The 16,328-nt window shown below is 43.6% G+C and carries 13 protein-coding genes, 2 tRNA genes and 1 other RNA gene; 6 read left to right on the forward strand and 10 right to left on the reverse strand.

Features of this window, described 5'->3' with window-relative positions:
- Positions 1-298 precede the first annotated feature (298 nt).
- Complete coding sequence (prmB, locus tag IP510_RS01060; protein ID WP_194362950.1) at positions 299-1,474, forward strand: 50S ribosomal protein L3 N(5)-glutamine methyltransferase; 1,176 nt, start codon at positions 299-301, stop codon at positions 1,472-1,474.
- 71 nt (positions 1,475-1,545) lie between these two features.
- A complete protein-coding gene (gene aroC / locus IP510_RS01065) occupies positions 1,546-2,649 on the forward strand; it encodes a chorismate synthase (RefSeq protein ID WP_194362951.1) in 1,104 nt (367 codons plus the stop codon).
- A 170-nt stretch (positions 2,650-2,819) separates the two neighbouring features.
- Here the strand turns inward: aroC and IP510_RS01070 are convergent, their stop codons facing one another.
- The 4 genes from IP510_RS01070 to IP510_RS01085 form a co-directional block, all read right to left on the reverse strand.
- Entirely contained in the window at positions 2,820-3,020 is a 201-nt protein-coding gene (locus tag IP510_RS01070) for a hypothetical protein (protein WP_194362952.1), read from the reverse strand.
- Between the two features lie 116 nt (positions 3,021-3,136).
- The gene (gene creC / locus IP510_RS01075; protein WP_194362953.1) at positions 3,137-4,849 is read right to left on the reverse strand and encodes a two-component system sensor histidine kinase CreC; all 1,713 of its coding nucleotides are present in this window, start codon (positions 4,847-4,849) and stop codon (positions 3,137-3,139) included.
- Between the two features lie 78 nt (positions 4,850-4,927).
- Positions 4,928-5,701 carry a response regulator gene (locus IP510_RS01080; RefSeq protein WP_194362954.1) on the reverse strand — a complete coding sequence of 258 codons (774 nt, stop codon included), beginning with the start codon at positions 5,699-5,701 and terminating at the stop codon, positions 4,928-4,930.
- 322 nt (positions 5,702-6,023) lie between these two features.
- The gene (locus IP510_RS01085) at positions 6,024-7,409 is read right to left on the reverse strand and encodes a glycerophosphodiester phosphodiesterase family protein (RefSeq protein ID WP_194362955.1); all 1,386 of its coding nucleotides are present in this window, start codon (positions 7,407-7,409) and stop codon (positions 6,024-6,026) included.
- Positions 7,410-7,596: 187 nt separating this feature from the next.
- Here IP510_RS01085 and IP510_RS01090 point away from each other — a divergent pair, with 187 nt between their 5' ends.
- The 3 genes from IP510_RS01090 (at position 7,597) to IP510_RS01100 (ending at position 10,601) form a co-directional block, all read left to right on the forward strand.
- Positions 7,597-8,268: an alpha/beta hydrolase gene (locus IP510_RS01090; RefSeq protein WP_194362956.1), complete on the forward strand. Its 672-nt coding sequence runs from the start codon at positions 7,597-7,599 to the stop codon at positions 8,266-8,268.
- A gap of 85 nt (positions 8,269-8,353) precedes the next feature.
- Positions 8,354-8,712, forward strand: a transfer-messenger RNA (tmRNA) gene (ssrA, locus tag IP510_RS01095).
- A gap of 257 nt (positions 8,713-8,969) precedes the next feature.
- Positions 8,970-10,601: a long-chain fatty acid--CoA ligase gene (locus IP510_RS01100; protein ID WP_194362957.1), complete on the forward strand. Its 1,632-nt coding sequence runs from the start codon at positions 8,970-8,972 to the stop codon at positions 10,599-10,601.
- Positions 10,602-10,832: 231 nt separating this feature from the next.
- On the opposite strand, the gene IP510_RS01105 is transcribed toward IP510_RS01100, so the two are convergent.
- The 5 genes from IP510_RS01105 to IP510_RS01120 form a co-directional block, all read right to left on the reverse strand.
- Positions 10,833-11,723 (reverse strand): XAC2610-related protein, encoded by an 891-nt coding sequence (locus IP510_RS01105; RefSeq protein ID WP_194362958.1) that lies wholly within the window; start codon positions 11,721-11,723, stop codon positions 10,833-10,835.
- A 404-nt stretch (positions 11,724-12,127) separates the two neighbouring features.
- Positions 12,128-12,214: transfer RNA gene (locus tag IP510_RS01110), tRNA-Leu, on the reverse strand.
- Between the two features lie 124 nt (positions 12,215-12,338).
- Positions 12,339-12,412 (reverse strand) — tRNA-Cys (locus tag IP510_RS01115).
- A gap of 181 nt (positions 12,413-12,593) precedes the next feature.
- Positions 12,594-12,728 (reverse strand): putative transporter small subunit, encoded by a 135-nt coding sequence (locus IP510_RS13670; protein ID WP_227669405.1) that lies wholly within the window; start codon positions 12,726-12,728, stop codon positions 12,594-12,596.
- A gap of 84 nt (positions 12,729-12,812) precedes the next feature.
- Positions 12,813-14,462 carry a sodium:solute symporter family protein gene (locus tag IP510_RS01120; RefSeq protein ID WP_320154167.1) on the reverse strand — a complete coding sequence of 550 codons (1,650 nt, stop codon included), beginning with the start codon at positions 14,460-14,462 and terminating at the stop codon, positions 12,813-12,815.
- Between the two features lie 122 nt (positions 14,463-14,584).
- On the opposite strand from IP510_RS01120, the gene IP510_RS13805 reads away from it, so the two are divergent.
- Positions 14,585-14,713, forward strand: a complete 129-nt coding sequence (locus tag IP510_RS13805; RefSeq protein WP_265087547.1) for a hypothetical protein — start codon at positions 14,585-14,587, stop codon at positions 14,711-14,713.
- 519 nt (positions 14,714-15,232) lie between these two features.
- Here IP510_RS13805 and IP510_RS01125 read toward each other — a convergent pair.
- The gene (locus IP510_RS01125; protein WP_320154164.1) at positions 15,233-16,315 is read right to left on the reverse strand and encodes a formate dehydrogenase accessory sulfurtransferase FdhD; all 1,083 of its coding nucleotides are present in this window, start codon (positions 16,313-16,315) and stop codon (positions 15,233-15,235) included.
- Between the last annotated feature and the right edge of the window lie 13 nt (positions 16,316-16,328).

A 16,328-nucleotide genomic window follows, 5' to 3' on the forward strand; every position in this document is an offset into this window, starting at 1 on the left:
TTCGCAAACTTTTGACACATGTTTTTGTATTTAAGACTCATCAAACGTCAACTGCTGACGTATTCGCTACAGTTGGGTAATATTTTGACAGCGATATGTATGGCATTGTGCTCGATTCTTACGCAAATCGCTCATGAGTTCCTTACTTTTATTCAAGTAAAAACGACAGTGATTGGCGCAACTTAGTGTTTACGTCTATAATGTATGATTAGATTTTTACTAAATCAATCGATTTTTGCAAAAAGTAATTTAACCCATCAGCATGTAATCCGCTAGCATGAAATCAACAAGGTGTGATATGTCAGAAGACCAAACAATGAGTGCAGAAGAGTTTCAAAATCAATACTTCGATGACAATGAGTCTGAGGGCTTAGAAAGTGAGATGACGTATGATTTAGAGACAGGGCTCCTAGGCGAAGACGATCAGTTTGCCAACTTATCTGCAGAGTTAGAAGAGGCGCGCGAGCAGCTGGTGAGTATTCGTGACTTCATTCGTTTTTCAGTTACGCAGCTGCGTAATTACGATGTGGTCGTGGCACAAGGCACCACGGACGAGTTTGCAGAAGCCGCTGCCATTGTTTTGCATTCTCTATCGCTTGATTGGTCAGCCAATGAGCAGATTTTGGATTGCCGTTTAACAAACACAGAAAAGCTGTCAATACTGAGCTTACTTGAAGAGCGCATCGCTGAACGTAAGCCACTGAGCTATTTGATTAACTTATCGTATTTCTGTGATTTGCCATTTTATGTCGATGAGCGTGTATTGATTCCTCGCTCACCCATTGCAGAGCTGATTCGTCAGCAGTTCCACCCGTACTTTGATGTGACTGAGTTGGCAAAGCCTCTGGGTACTAGCCCTAATGAGCAGTCAGCCGTGTTTTATAACCACGGTCTAGATATCAAGCAGTTGTCACAGCCTGAGCGTATTTTAGATATGTGTACGGGCTCTGGCTGTATCGCCATTGCACTGGCGACTCGTTTTGTTGATGCATTGGTCGATGCGGTCGATATCGATAAAGGTGCACTAGAGGTGGCAATGGTCAATGTCGATCATCATGATCTTGGTCATCAGGTCAATGTGATTGAATCAGATCTGTTTGCCAAGATACCGGCTGAAAACCAGTATGAGCTTATCGTGACCAATCCGCCATACGTCGATGCGGCCATCATGGCAGATTTGCCACCTGAGTTTTTATATGAGCCTGAGCATGCACTAGCTGCTGGTCAAGACGGTCTTGATTTGGTACATCGTATCTTGTTTGCAGCGCCAGATTATCTGAGCCCAGAAGGCTTGCTCGTCTGTGAAGTGGGCGACAGCGAATGGGCATTAAATCAAGCATATCCTGATATTCAATTTGATTGGTTGAAGTTTGCCCATGGCGGACATGGTGTGTTTGCGATTACTTATGATGAGTTAGTGTCACATCGTTCGCTATTTGCCGCTTATGTTCAGCTATTAGACAGCATTCAATAGCCAAGCATGAATATCGACAGTCACCAATGATTAAGTAGTCATCAGTAGCGTTTACTTGTTTAAGGACAGTTATGGCAGGCAATAGTATAGGGCAGGTTTTTACGGTCACCACTTGCGGTGAGTCGCATGGCGCAGGTCTTATGGCCATCGTCGATGGCGTTCCACCGGGTTTGGTATTGTCTGCAGAAGATTTGCAGGTAGATTTGGATCGCCGCAAGCCTGGGTCTTCTAAGTACTCAACCCAGCGCCGCGAGTCTGATGAAGTCGAGATTATATCTGGTGTGTTCGAAGGTAAGACGACGGGTACATCGATTGGTTTGTTGATTCGCAATACCAATCAAAAATCAAAAGATTATAGTGATATCAAAGACACTTTTCGTCCGGGTCATGCTGATTATACGTATAGCATGAAGTATGGCTTTCGTGATTATCGTGGCGGCGGACGTTCGTCAGCACGTGAGACTGCCATGCGAGTAGCGGCTGGTGCTATTGCGAAGAAGTACTTGCAAGAGCGACTGGGCGTGCAAATCCGTGGTCATGTGACCCAAATCGGCAATGAGTATAGCAATGTACTGGACCCAAGCCAGATCGATTGGGATTTTGTAAACAGCAATCCGTTTTTTTGTGCAGACAAAGAAGCCGTTGGTCGTTTTGAGTCATTAATCGATAACTTGCGCCGTGAAGGTACGAGCTGCGGTGCTCGTCTTGAAGTGATTGCTAGTGGTGTGCCAGTCGGACTTGGCGAGCCTGTATTTGATCGTTTGGACGCTGATATCGCTCATGCGATGATGAGTATCAATGCGGTCAAAGGTGTTGAGATCGGTGATGGTATGGCCGTAGCTGGGCAGTTTGGGCATAGTGCTCGCGATGAGCTGACGCCAAATGGCTTTGCGGCTAATCATGCGGGCGGTGTGCTGGGCGGTATCTCATCTGGGCAAGACATCCGTGTCAGTATTGCGCTCAAACCAACGTCTAGTATTACCACCGCTGGCAAGAGTATCAATACGCAAGGGGAAGCCGTCGACATGCTGACCAAAGGTCGTCATGATCCTTGTGTTGGTGTCCGTGCGACACCCATTGCAGAAGCGATGCTAGCAATTGTATTACTTGACCATTACTTGCGTCATCGTGGCCAAAATGCGGATGTGAAGCCGCCGGTAGAGTCTATTACCTAACCTGCGCTGTACGGTACGCAGCTTAGGAAGTATTCAGCCCTTTATCATGTTTAATCTTTGATGATTAGACGCGATCAAGGGCTTTTTTTGACTGAAATTTTTGATTGAAAAATGTGAATCACTGATACCTAATGTTGCTAGATTGGTATTGATAGATTGAGCTGCTCATATCAAGCCACCCATTGATATCGATCTATAGCCACACACTGCTGATGGCGAAAAACCAATAATAAACGTTGACTGGGAATGGCGAGCCAATGCCCAAAATCGGTACTGTCGATACTTTGATTTGATAATACCTGAAGGCAGTGCTGACGGTTATGTCCCATTAGATTTTTGATGACAGGGTTTTCGGTCAATAAATGTGACATAAAATAGCTGCTCCTGATGTGTGTTACGACGGTGAATAACACTATCGTAAAACAGTCACATAGAAAGTATGTGCAGCCATGATGGAAAATTGATGAACTATCGCTATTTTTTATTCTTAGGCCAACGGCAGGGTGATACTAACCATGACGCCAGAATTCAGGTCTTCATTATTAGACAGATGACTGGCATCAATATTAGCAATAGTGACAGAACCACCATGATGTTCGATCACTTGTTTGACCAGTGTCAAACCGAGGCCAGTGCCTTTTTTTGGTGTGTTATTTGCATGACTAGGGCTTGCAGGTTCAGTGGCGTGATACGCAGTCTGGCTTTGGTGAGACAAGCTAAAATAACGCTCAAACGCTTTATCAATGGCATAGTCTGGCAATAGCTTACCGTCATTAAATATGTCAATGGTGACTGTCTGTGCGGTACTGTGCAAAGCTATATAGATAGTGCTAGCAGCGAAATGAATGGCATTGTCTAATACATTTTGTAATACCTGTATCAACCAAAATTGATCCGCAAAGACACTGGTAGACGCTAAGACATCTGCTGGTAAGTTCACAGTGTCAGTCATTTTTTTATCATTAATATAGATATTGATAGGCTTGAGATTTTGCTGCTGCTGTTTGGCAGAATTGTCCTTGATAAGGCTCTGTAGTAATGGCAGTAAAGACGTTAGCTGCCGATTAAGCTTGAAGGTTGGTTGTTCGACTTTGGCAAGTAATAGCAGGCGGTCGATAAGCTGCTGCATTTTGATGCTTTGCTCACCCACAGTCTCGATAAGCATCTGCCGATCGTCATGATCTAATATATGACCATCTAACCCATCATCCTCTAATAACTCACTGCTGGCACGTATCGCGGTAAGCGGGCTTTTTAGCTCATGGGTTAAGGTATGAACATAATCGGTGACATAAGCTCGATTTTCCAATCGATGCTTCATGGTTTCAATCGTGTCTGTCAGGCTATTGAGCTCATGACCTAGATAGAAGTAGGGCTTTTTGGTGTCCTCAGCCAGTGCGCTGGTATATTGGGTCACCAACGTAATGCTTTGCTTAAGCCACCACGCAACCAGTCCTGCCAGTATTAGGGCGGCAATACTGATCAGTAGCGCGGTGATGAGCATACGATTGCGCGTGTCATCTAAGTAGGGCAGCACGCTAGCGACAGGCTTGCCCACACTGACCACACCAATGATGTCACCAGCATTGTCTTTTATTGGCTGTGCCACATACATGACTGAGCCATCACGCTGCTGATAGTCTCGCAGCGTGCTTCTAGCACCATATTGGCCTTTTAGTGTCAGATAGACATCATTCCAGCGCCCATAGTATCGACCCTCACTGCTCTCAGATTTAGGTAAGGAGTCATAAATGACTACGCCTTTGCTGTCTGTCACATATATCCGAAAGCTACTATAGCTTTTGGTTTGATTGACATCTCCTATTGATTCGTCCATCGCTGGCACGCCAATAAATGCGGCATCAAGTTGCGCTTGATAAGCCTCATCATATATCTGCCCAGTAGAGAGCGGTATTTGCAAGCTAGCGGCCAACAGTTTACTGGTATCTAATAAGGTGTCCTCGATGACTTGCTGCGCAGTCGGCTTGACGTAGCCAAATAACTGAGTAAACACCACCACACCGCAAATAATCAATACCAATGCGACTGCCAGCCAAATCCTGAAAAATATACTCAAGTTCAGCAGTTTTTTGCGTTTGGGTGTCTGCTGTGTCGTGCCAATAGGATGTAGCTTGGCGTACCAATTGCTATGCTGAGTGTCATTACCAGCACTGCTGTTGGCGTTGGTTTTATGATTCATAGGTATAAAACCATAATAGAGCGTATGAGTGCTGATAAGGCACAATCCTATAAAAAGGCGTATGCCAAAAATAGCTGACTAGGCAGGACATAAGGCATAGCCCAGACCGCGATGTGTATGAATCACTTCAATATGCTCATCAATCACCGCCAACTGCTTACGAATTGATTTAATATGGCTGTCTATCGTTCTTGCCAATCGATGATCAGGATAGTCGCTCACAGCGTTCAGCAGTTGCTCACGACTGAATACTTGATTGGGTGCTTGTAATAAGGTCAATAAGATTTTGCGCTCGGTATTGCTCAGCTCTAGCTTTTGCTCTTGCCACATTAACGAATAATTGAGCGGTTGGTAATGCCAAATGCCAGACTGACATTCAAACGTTAATGCTTGCCTAGTCATATTATTAGACGGGTTATCATTATCTACTGAGTTAGTAGGAGCGGATGACTGTTGAGACAGCAATTGCTCACGTCGCCAAATGGCTTTTAGGCGGGCGACCAACTCTCGCGGGCTAAAGGGTTTGGCACAGTAATCATCGCCACCCATCTCCAAGCCCAAAATACGATCGACCTCATCACTACGAGCGGTCAAAAATACAATGGGAATGTCTTTTAGCGCTTTGATATCAGGTGTATGACGTATTTGTTGGCATAAGCTGAGACCGTCACCATCGGGCAAGCCGACGTCCAAGATAATGGCCGATAGTGTCTGTGCCGCGTCACTACGCAGCATCGGTAGCACACTACTGGCATTGTCTAGCCAAGTAATCTGCCAACCTTCACGCTTGCAAGTGACCTTGAGCGACATAGCAATGGCGGGATCATCTTCTACCAGTAAAATATGAGTCATGACGGTATACTTATTTTAGAAAAATGTGTAAAAAATGGCTGCTTGACGTGACGGTTAATAGATAATAATCGCATAGATACTGTCAGTGCCCACTCTGCTGAATACAGTTTGTATTTGGAGTCATGGAAAGACTCCAAAGTTGTTGGGATTATCCTAGCATAAAAGTCCCAAGGCATTTTGTGAATGCTGGTCAAAACCCATGAAAAATTGATGGAAAAACAGGAACGTGATTAAGTTTGCAGTACAAAAAAGGTCAACCAAGTGGCGACTCAGTTGACCTTTTGGTTATTAGTAAACGTTATTTATAACTATTCAATACGGCCTAGCTCAAACCTTTACAGTTGGCGTAATATGTAACGGTGGCGGGCCAATCTGAAAAAATACCTTTGACCCCAACGTCTTGTGCCAGCACATCGATATAACTCATCATGTCGCCATCATTATTAATGGCTTTGCCTAAGTCAGTATAATACCAGTCGCCACCTGCTGCTAACGGCCCTGAACGCTCAATTGACCAAGTAATAATATCTAAATTAAGTGCTTTGGCTTGTTTGGCATAAGCGGATGGTATCATTTTACCCGCCGTGTCAGTGGTTACCAGTATCCACGGTGGTGGGGCAATGGTTTTAATGCCACGCGCTTTTATGTTGGCTAGTGAGTGCTTCCACGTGCTAGGATTATTTTTATCAAAGGTTTTGCCAGTTGCGGTCTCATTGCTATCGTCAATTAAATAGATAGCATTGGCACCAAAAGCAGGCTCATTTTTAATCCAGTAATCCACATCTTCAATATTAAATGACTGCGCAAACACGTCACTGGCAGCCACACCTGCATTTTTATAAGTGTCAATCAGCTGTTGACGATAAGCATCTAGGCTATAGCCGTTGAATGGCATGGTAACGGCTGGTGCTTTTAGCTCTGGCGTGTGCTTCATACCGAGGCTTTGAGCAAGCTTAATATGTTCTTTTAATGTGAGCACTTGACCATTTTGTGAATATAAATCAGTTCGCCATGCAGCCGTTGCATTCATATAATCATTGAGAGTGGTAGCTGTTTTATCCGCGGCATCCATTTTGCCTGTGAGGGTCTTGAACTCATTTGTGCTAATGTCTGAGGTACGGCATTCAATGCTGTCAGCATTGGTTAGCACACCGTTGGCGTCTATCATTGGCGGCACGGTGCACTGTTTGGCTAGCGGGGTAGCCAGAATATTAGTAGTGGTATGCAGGTCGTCTTGCGCATGGCGGCAGACCAGCTCGCCGTCATTGGTAAAGGCCACATCGCACTCTAAGATGCCTGCACCCATTTGCGCTGAGGCAACATAGCTGTCATAAGTGTGCTCTGGCAATTGCAAAGGCGCGCCGCGATGCGCGATAGAAAAGTTGGTTTTGCTAGGCGTTTGCGCACTACAAGCCATCAGCTCGTCTTTTAATAGTCCTGCGTCCATGTCATTGACCAAGTAAAAGGGCCGCACACCATAGGTATAGGCTTGAGGCTTGGCAGGCATGTTTTTTGTTAGTTGTTTTAGGGATGGCTTAATGGTTTGATTGGATGTCTGAGTCAATGTGGTATTGCGTATATCGTCTGCGGCCATTGATAGGGTGCAAGTGGCCCCTAGTGCTATGGCTATACTGACCGTCTTAACGGTTTTAAATGGCGTTTTTTTGAGTTGATTGAGCGTCGCCACTGAATTATCTAACATTGTCATGTAAACTGTCCCTACAAAAAGTGAAAAATAATAAGTACAATATTGCGGTCATTGACCCGTCCTTTACGTTACCTGATAATCTTTAAAAGATAATGACAGGCAAACAATTGTTACAAAAGTATTTCAATCTCCATCATCAAAACTAAGCTATCAAAATAAGCTATCAAAAATATATTAAGGATCAGTCATGACTGACTATTTAGACGCTGTTATCGTTGAGCATAACCCTAGCCAAAAAACCATCAACCGTGCTGTCATTTGGCTTCACGGCTTAGGTGCCAGTGGCCATGATTTTGAGCCTGTAGTACCACAGCTGGGCTTGGCTGATGATATGGCTGTACGCTTTGTTTTCCCACATGCGCCAAAGCGTGCAGTGACGGTAAACGGTGGCATGGTTATGCCAGCATGGTACGATATTTTAGAGATGAGTCTAGAACGTAAAATCGATGTCGCTCAGATTGAAGAGTCTGCCCAGCAAATCAATGATTTGATCAGCCGTGAGGTTGAGCGCGGTGTATCTCCTGAGCATATCGTTATTGCAGGGTTTTCGCAGGGCGGGGCAGTGGCTTATCACGTAGCGCTTGGTTATCCTAAGCGCTTAGCAGGTTTGATGACGCTCTCTACCTATTTAGCGACGAACGATAACATCGACTATAGTGCTGCTAATAAGGACATGCCAATTTTGATTGAACATGGTACTCATGACCCAGTAGTTCCTGTTATTTTAGGCGAGCAAGCACAACAATTATTGTCTGATAAAGGCTATAACGTGGCATATCATACTTATCCGATGGCGCATCAAGTATGTATGCCGCAGATTCAGAACATTGGCAAATGGTTAAATAACGTTTTGGCTTAAATAACTGAGCTGTAACGTAATGTAATACAGGATTTATAAAGGTTGAAACCTGCCCACTACCTACTATATAATGGTCGACCTTATTGGGGATGTTCTGGCTTCGACGCTGGTAATGAAACTCAATGATGCATGTCGAGAGTATATGTCCTCTCGTTAATCCAACATATATTGTTATAGTCGCAAACGACGAAAATTACGCTCTAGCAGCTTAAACCCTGCTTACTAAGTTGCTGATCACCTACAGTTGGTCAACTAAGTTGAAGCGTCCGCATGTAGGCTCGCCACAAGGGATTGTCTCAATCGCTTGGGTTCAAAAGTAGAGAATCGGCTAATCCATCCTGACTGTCGGATCGGTGCAGACTAAAATTAAAGACAGAAACTAAACATGTAGATTCATGAGCGTAATGCTGGCGGACGCGGGTTCAACTCCCGCCATCTCCACCAAATATTAAAAATCCGATCACTTAATGTGGTCGGATTTTTTTGTCTAAATTTTATGTGTTTCTATCTAAAATGACCATGAGCTATCGTTCAGAGCTGAAGTCTAGGAGAGCAAACATTATTTTTTCATCAATTGAGGTCATAGTATTTGCTTGTTTTAACCAATAATTCTGATTATTCTTAATTGTGGCCTATTCGGAGTATCAGATGATATACCAATAAGAGTAAGCTGACGTTCAAACAACTACAGGGAATGTACTATGTTAGGAAAAATGATGTATCAGCCATTGCTGATCAGTGGTCTAATCGAACATGCTGCACGCTATCATGGTGATACAGCGGTTGTATCGAAAGAAGTCGACGGACAGATAACGCATACTGACTGGCTTAGTGTGTCAAATAATTCAAAACGTTTGGCCAATGCACTGGCTACACTTGGATTAAAGTCCTCAGAACGAATCGCTACATTGGCTTGGAATAACCGTCGCCATTTAGAAGCATGGTATGCGATTTCGGGTAGTGGTATGGTCTGTCATACTATCAATCCTCGCTTATTCCCTGAGCAGCTCAGCTATATTATCAATGATGCTGACGACCGCGTATTGTTCTTTGATGTGACTTTTTTGCCGCTGATTATGGCAATTAAAGAATATATCAAAGGCGTCGAACATTTTATTTGCTTGAGCGCTAGAAATGAGAAGGTCGTAGAGCAGTTACCGAATGTACTGTTCTTTGACGAGTTGCTAGCAGAGCATTCTCCTGATTTTGAGTGGCCTCAACTTGATGAGGCGACAGCCAGCTCCTTATGCTATACCTCAGGCACAACAGGCAATCCTAAAGGTATTTTATACACTCATCGCTCCTCTGTACTTCATGCAATGTCACTATGTATGCCTGACGTCTCAGCACTCTCTGCGCAAGACGTTTTACTACCGGTAGTACCTATGTTTCATGTCAATGCATGGGGCACGCCTTATGCTGCTGCATTAACAGGTTGCTCTCTGATATTACCTGGCCCCAATCTAGACGGTGACAGTCTGGTCTCTCTCATTGATGATTATCAGGTGACAGTCGCGCTAGGCGTTCCAACGATTTGGCAAAGTCTATTGACCGCTGCGAAATCTAAAGGCAGCAAGCTTGAGAGTATGACGCGCACTATCGTTGGTGGCGCAGCGTGTCCGCCATCAGTCATCAAAACATTTAGAGAAGATTTCAACTGCGATGCGATACATGGTTGGGGCATGACGGAAACCAGTCCGCTTGGGACGATGAATCAAATAAAAGCCAAGCATAAATCACTGAGTAAAGACGAGATTAATGATTTACGTAAGTCTCAGGGTCGTCCGCCTTATGGCGTTCAGCTACGTCTGATAGACACTGATGAGCCATTGCAGCGCGTAAAAGAAGATGGTCTGTCTCAAGGTCGTTTGCAGATTAGAGGGCACTGGATTATCAATGACTATTACACCGAGAACCCTGATGCCATCACTGAAGACGGCTGGTTCGACACGGGTGATATTGCCACTATCGATGCAGATGGTTATATGAATATCCGTGATCGCTCAAAAGACTTAATCAAATCTGGTGGTGAGTGGATATCTTCGGTGGAGCTTGAGAATATCGCAGTCGCGCATCCGGAAATCAAAATCGCGGCGGCCATCGCTGCAAAGCATAAAAAGTGGGGCGAACGTCCAGTCTTGATCGTCGTAAAAGAAGAAGATTCAGAAATCGATGAGGCGCAAGTACTGAGCTTTTATCAAGATAAAATAGCCAGCTGGCAGATACCAGATAAAGTTGTTTTTGTAGAGAGTATTTTGCTTAACGGTGCTGGAAAAATGGTCAAAAAGGACTTACGTGATGATCATGGTGATGTGCTGTTGGCTATATCGTAGTATATTTTGACGGGATAAATTCATAAGACGTGTCATCAGTGAATTGGTATTGAGAGATCACTATTCATCAGCCCTATCGATTAGAATAGAATCGCGCAATATAAACAATGAAAACAACAAAGCCTCTGATATCAGAGGCTTTGTGTATTTATACGTACGACGATTTGCTGGAATTATTCAATAAAATTATATTTAAGTTAGCCAGCTTATTTGGTTATCACTATCAGTTACTTAATCAGCATAACAGCAGGGCATTTTTTTCCACTGACCATTGACTCGCTCAAGTAATGCGTCTTTATTTAAGTAAAGCTGCTTCTTATGCGGATAGCGATTGGGATAACCTGATATCGCCTCCAAAGTCTTATTGCGCACAAACTTTTTGCTATGAGAATCATAGAGCCAGTAGATATATTTTTCATCCATGACATCGTCTCCGACATCTAGCACGATATCAAAATAGCCATCATAGTTCATGTCTGCATATGTGACGCTATATGACTGTGCTTCAAAACCCTTTAATGTCTGCACAATAGCCTTAGTATCTTTATTAATAACCTCGACGCGGGTAATAGTAGCCCGATACTGATTTGGGTCTTCAAAACCATAGTATTTAAAAGTATATTGTGGGTATGTTTTTTCTTTAATAGGAATTGCTGGGGTAAACGTCGTCTTCCAGACGGTAGCGGCACCCTCTGGATAATGTGTCACTGATCCTATTAAGGTATTGCTGCGTAGATTCAGTGCGCCCGTGACAGCATATTCTGGCGGCGCTTCTAAACCAATTTCTGGATCAAATGACGCTACGGTAATGTTTAAGCCTTTTTGAAACCCCTCAACCGAGAGCCCGCCTCTTTTCTTTAGAAAAAATAATGTACCATGCGGATTCCATACTCCTGAATATAACGTCAAAAAGAACTGTCCATCGTCTGAGCGCCAATCACGTTCTACATAGGTAGTAACGTCGGTAATTAATTTGCTAGATTGTGGATTGCTGGGCTTTATAGGAGTCGCAGCTTGCGTACTTCCTATAGCACTCATTAATAAGCCTAGTAAAATGACGCGGCTAGGGTGGTTGAAGCAGTTATCGTGACTGTATTGATGGTTTGATTGAAGCTGTGGCATACGTCATCTCCTTGTATTACCATCGGGGTATGCTTATGCAGTTCTTATCGATTTAATAAAATTCGTGCACTGCATGTACTTTCCTTGTCCACATAGTTGCTTCTATTATGGATTAATAATAGGGCGTTATTTCCGATTATAAGTCAGTTTGATGAGCACAATTGAGCATTTACTGTTAATGCGATGGGTAAGTTTGGTTGTAGCAAATCATTAAGATGTTTTGAAGGAAATTTAGAGGAAAGCTAGCGAGGACACGCTTAATAATATGGATCGGTAATGCCGTAGAGCGCTTAACTGCTTCTACTACTCGGTAAGTTCAGAATGATTTATAGAACGCCAGATACAACAAAGCCCCTGATATCAGGGGCTTTAGCTGTTCTATAAGATAGTATAGGACTATGTAATGGTACCCGGAGCCGGACTTGAACCGGCACGCTATTACTAGCGAGGGATTTTAAATCCCTTGTGTCTACCAATTTCACCACCCGGGCAAAACTTGTTTTATCTAAAATGTAAGCTAGCTGATAGACCATCTAGTTACTAGATAAGTGGTCGCTATTATAATCGGTTGGGATAATAATGCAAGCCAAAATTAACGTAAAGTTAATAAATAATTGGAGGCTGGAGTCGGAATCGAACCGGCGTTAACGGAGTTGCAGTCCGCTGCATGACCACTCTGCCATCCAGCCAATCAAGGTGGCCTATATTAGCAAAAATATAGTAAATTACAAGTCCTTTTTTCGTTAAAGACAGGTTATTTATTATCTTATCTATATTTAGCGCCAATTTAGGGATATTTATGCTGTTAATAGACTTCATCAGGTCATTAGCAAGCTAAAGCTGAATGATGATTGTTTGAAATATAATGCGCTAAACAATATCTCTATTGTCACGTTTGGCATTTTTAACATCGCGATAAGTAGCTGTACAAATTAATACGAGTACCCCAAGGGTGATTGCTGGCCAAATCAAAATATATAAGCCATAAATAAAAACGTTGTCCATGATATCTCCTTATAGTATTTCTGAATAAGTAGCAACTAGCCAGATACTACTGACCAATCACTACTCGGATAAAACGACTTCGGTTTAAGATTTAGGCGGCGATGGTACTTCCGCTTTTTCATCATAATTGCCCACACGTTGCTTAATTAAGTCGAAGTCAAAGTACTCGTCTCCCATCAGGCTGATAATCACACAGACGACGGTACTAGCACCGTAAGCCGTTAGAGAAGCTAGCAGGACCATATATTGACGTAAGAAGCCAGTAGCGAAGATAAGCATCAACACTAGCGTGATAGCTGCGGCTACCATGCCAATCTTACGACCTAAGAAACCAAAGACCATTAGCCCAATAACGACTGCTGCACCGACGCTTGCCAGTATTTCAAAGAATAGGGCAGTGATGCCAGTGATTGGGAGCAATTCGAAGCGGGCAACGCAAAATAAGAGCAGCCCAACGATAACTGCTGAGGTAAAGGCAGTATTGGTGACGCGATTCCAAAACACACTGGCGATAACAGGGAAGACAATAGCACCCCATAGCGCACCGACGAAAACCAGCATGACGAGAATATCGAGCTTAAAGCTCGCAAAAATTAGTCCAGCTGCTGTCGCAACAATCATCGTGCCGCGACCAATCAGCATCATCGTTTTAGGTTTAACATGGCCTTTTTTGGCGATATTTTTACCGTAGACATCCGCCATCATAATGGTTGATAGCGCTGATAAATCTGAGTCAGCGGTTGAGGATAATGACCCAATCACTAAAATAAAGAATAAGGCGATAAAGACAGGATGCAAATAAGTACTGACCATTTGAGGAATGAGGTTATTCATATTGCCATCGAGTGGCTCGACGCCAATCGTCACAGCCATTAGTCCAATCATCCCAAGACCAATAACGATACCAGCGTAGCCGACTGTGGCAGTGATAAACGTCGCTTTAATCTTGGTTTTATCGATCGCGAATAATCGCTGAGTGATGGTTTGGTTACCGATAGCATATGCTAATACCGCGACAAAATAGGGCGCACCTTGTTGAAAGAATGCCTCAGAGGAGAAGAAGTTCTGCTGCTCTAATGTCAGGTTTGATAGTCCGCTGACCATGACTTCAGGGCCACCCATGGCAAATAACACAGCGGGAATAATAACAATACCAATGGCCATTAAAGCGACCAACTGGGCGAAATCGGTAAAAACGGACGCTCGAAACCCTGAGGTCAATGTATAACTCAGTACACCGATACCTGCGATCATTACCCCTGTCTGGAACGATAGTGGAGACAGAACTGACACCAATGCTCCAGCAGCGGTAAAGTTGACCATCAAGCTAATTAAACTGCCCATAATATTGGATATGGCTAAGATTAATTGGCTTGATGAACCGTGGCGGGCATGAATCAGTTCACCTAGTGTATGACCGTCTGGTGCTAATTCACGAAAGCGCATACCGAAAGGGTAAATGAACAAAATCATCAATGCACCCCAAAAGCCATAATGTATTGGCCCTGATACGCCGTACTTGTAGCCAGAGGTAGCAGCAGCGTAAAACGAGGCTGCCCAAATCCACGTGGCAGTCATGCTGGCTGCACCCATACCAAAGCCAACACCGTGACCTGCGACCATAAATCCAGAAGTCGTCTCTTTGTCTTTTTTGATTAATAAGGACAGTAAATAGGTGCCGCCATAAAATGCTAATAATAATAAAATAATCGTTAATGATGAAAATTGGAACAATGACTCAGTTTTCAAACTCAGACCTCGCAATTGTTGGTTGATGAATAAAGTTCAGTAAAAATGAAAGATACCAAACCATTAGGAATACAGCACGGTCTAAATTAGCCTCATACCGAACGTATGTGGCTAATATAAATAGTGAAAACACCAACGGTAGTGGTAAGCAAGCGCTAAATGTCATGCCGCTGTTTGATGACTCACATAGTGTCAAATCAAAACGACAGGGACTACTCTCAATAGGCGTCAGTTAATGGGTAAACCATCACGCTGTTAATAGGCATACACAAAGGTAGCTGTGTGCTAAAGAAACCTCATGTAATGAGTGTCTATAGCGGAATTACGAATAAGCACTAAGCCATGATGGAATGACCCGAACTCGATTTAGACAGTCTTATTAGCTGTAATAAGCAATAGATGATAAGTCTCTACTCATCTATTGCGATTGATGTATTACTAAGCGGCATTAATAAATAAAATTACATATTTGTTAAGCATATGTAACATATCTGCGCCATAAGGGTAACCTATTATGTCGGCAACCTCAAACCTTATCCGGTATTTATCAGATAATGACTGAGGATGACATATAAGTATATATTTAGAGATATTTGATAAGAGGCTGAAAGGTAGGGTTTTACCACGGTCAATATCGAATGATATATCGCTATTAGCTAAATTATAACTATAGATAGTTAGCTGAAGTTTTCATTAGAAAATATAGATGATGAGCGATAGACGGGTGCTCTCAATGAATAAGTAGATGTGATTTTTTAGATATCATTATGATTTGTATAGTAAGTCACTCGGTTGTCACGTAAGAATCCAGCCAACCCAAGGCCATAACGCTCAGCCACACGTACTGCTGTGCTGGTAGGTGCCGACATACCAATTAGCCAAGGAATTCGACTTCGAATGGACTTTTGAACCAGTTCAATAGAGAGGCGTGAGGTCATCAGCACACAGCTAACGTCTATTTTTTCGCGTAGTTGCCAGCCAATGAGTTTATCAAGCGCATTATGGCGGCCAACGTCCTCAAATGAGTACAGCTGCTGATTATGCATCGTCGCTGCGGCATGCACAGCGCCCGTTAGCTGATGCGTATGCTGCGCGGCATCTACCTGCTGGCGTAGTGTCAGCAGATAGTCAAGGCTTGGTACGGTCGTATTAGCGCTATCAATGCGTGTCGGCTGGTTGGGGCCGTGCTGTATATGGTCTTGTGAGTAGGGGCTTAGATCGGGCAGTGCCTGAGATAGACCGGTAATACCGCACATACCGCAGCCTGTACGCCCTGCGAGCTGCCGTTTTTGTGCTTGGATACGTTGATGGCAGCGTTGGCTTAATACCAACTCCACGACATATATATCGTAATCTTGAAATTGTTCTAAGCTTTGCTCAATTGATACTGAGTCAAGTCTTTCATCATTCGAATCTTGAGCAAACTTCTGGTAGCTAGCGATATCTGCAAGATGAGTCACTTCCCAGTCGAGTAGCTCGTGACTGTATTGAATTAATCCTTCGCTAAATAAAAACCCGACCGCTAAATACTCTAGCTGATGTGGACTGGCCATCAACACAGCATAATGAATGCCATTAATAATGATAGAGACCGCAGCTTCGACTGCTAAGCTGGTGGTCTGAGATTCAATTTGAAGATGAGAGTCATGATTAGGATCACTACTAATTGACGGGTAATGATGCTTTTGTGCCAAATGACCACGAGCAAGGGGTGTCTCTGACAACCTATCACCGTTAGGCAGCTCAGTTGCTACTATCTTAGCACCAGTTGAACTATCTATCACAGTAGGGTCGATAAAAGCCTCACTTTGCTCAGCGTTATCTTCAATGGTTATCACGGTTTATTATGGC

The sequence above is a fragment of the Psychrobacter sp. NG254 genome (assembly GCF_015277735.1).
Taxonomy (GTDB): Bacteria; Pseudomonadota; Gammaproteobacteria; order Pseudomonadales; family Moraxellaceae; genus Psychrobacter.

Bases quoted from the DNA above. Each gene is read 5' to 3' on its own strand.
- prmB (WP_194362950.1), top strand. From the start codon at position 299: ATGTCAGAAGACCAAACAATGAGTGCAGAAGAGTTTCAAAATCAATAC.
- aroC (WP_194362951.1), top strand. From the start codon at position 1,546: ATGGCAGGCAATAGTATAGGGCAGGTTTTTACGGTCACCACTTGCGGT.
- IP510_RS01070 (WP_194362952.1), bottom strand. From the start codon at position 3,020: ATGTCACATTTATTGACCGAAAACCCTGTCATCAAAAATCTAATGGGA.
- creC (WP_194362953.1), bottom strand. From the start codon at position 4,849: ATGAATCATAAAACCAACGCCAACAGCAGTGCTGGTAATGACACTCAG.
- IP510_RS01080 (WP_194362954.1), bottom strand. From the start codon at position 5,701: ATGACTCATATTTTACTGGTAGAAGATGATCCCGCCATTGCTATGTCG.
- IP510_RS01085 (WP_194362955.1), bottom strand. From the start codon at position 7,409: ATGACAATGTTAGATAATTCAGTGGCGACGCTCAATCAACTCAAAAAA.
- IP510_RS01090 (WP_194362956.1), top strand. From the start codon at position 7,597: ATGACTGACTATTTAGACGCTGTTATCGTTGAGCATAACCCTAGCCAA.
- IP510_RS01100 (WP_194362957.1), top strand. From the start codon at position 8,970: ATGTTAGGAAAAATGATGTATCAGCCATTGCTGATCAGTGGTCTAATC.
- IP510_RS01105 (WP_194362958.1), bottom strand. From the start codon at position 11,723: ATGCCACAGCTTCAATCAAACCATCAATACAGTCACGATAACTGCTTC.
- IP510_RS13670 (WP_227669405.1), bottom strand. From the start codon at position 12,728: ATGGACAACGTTTTTATTTATGGCTTATATATTTTGATTTGGCCAGCA.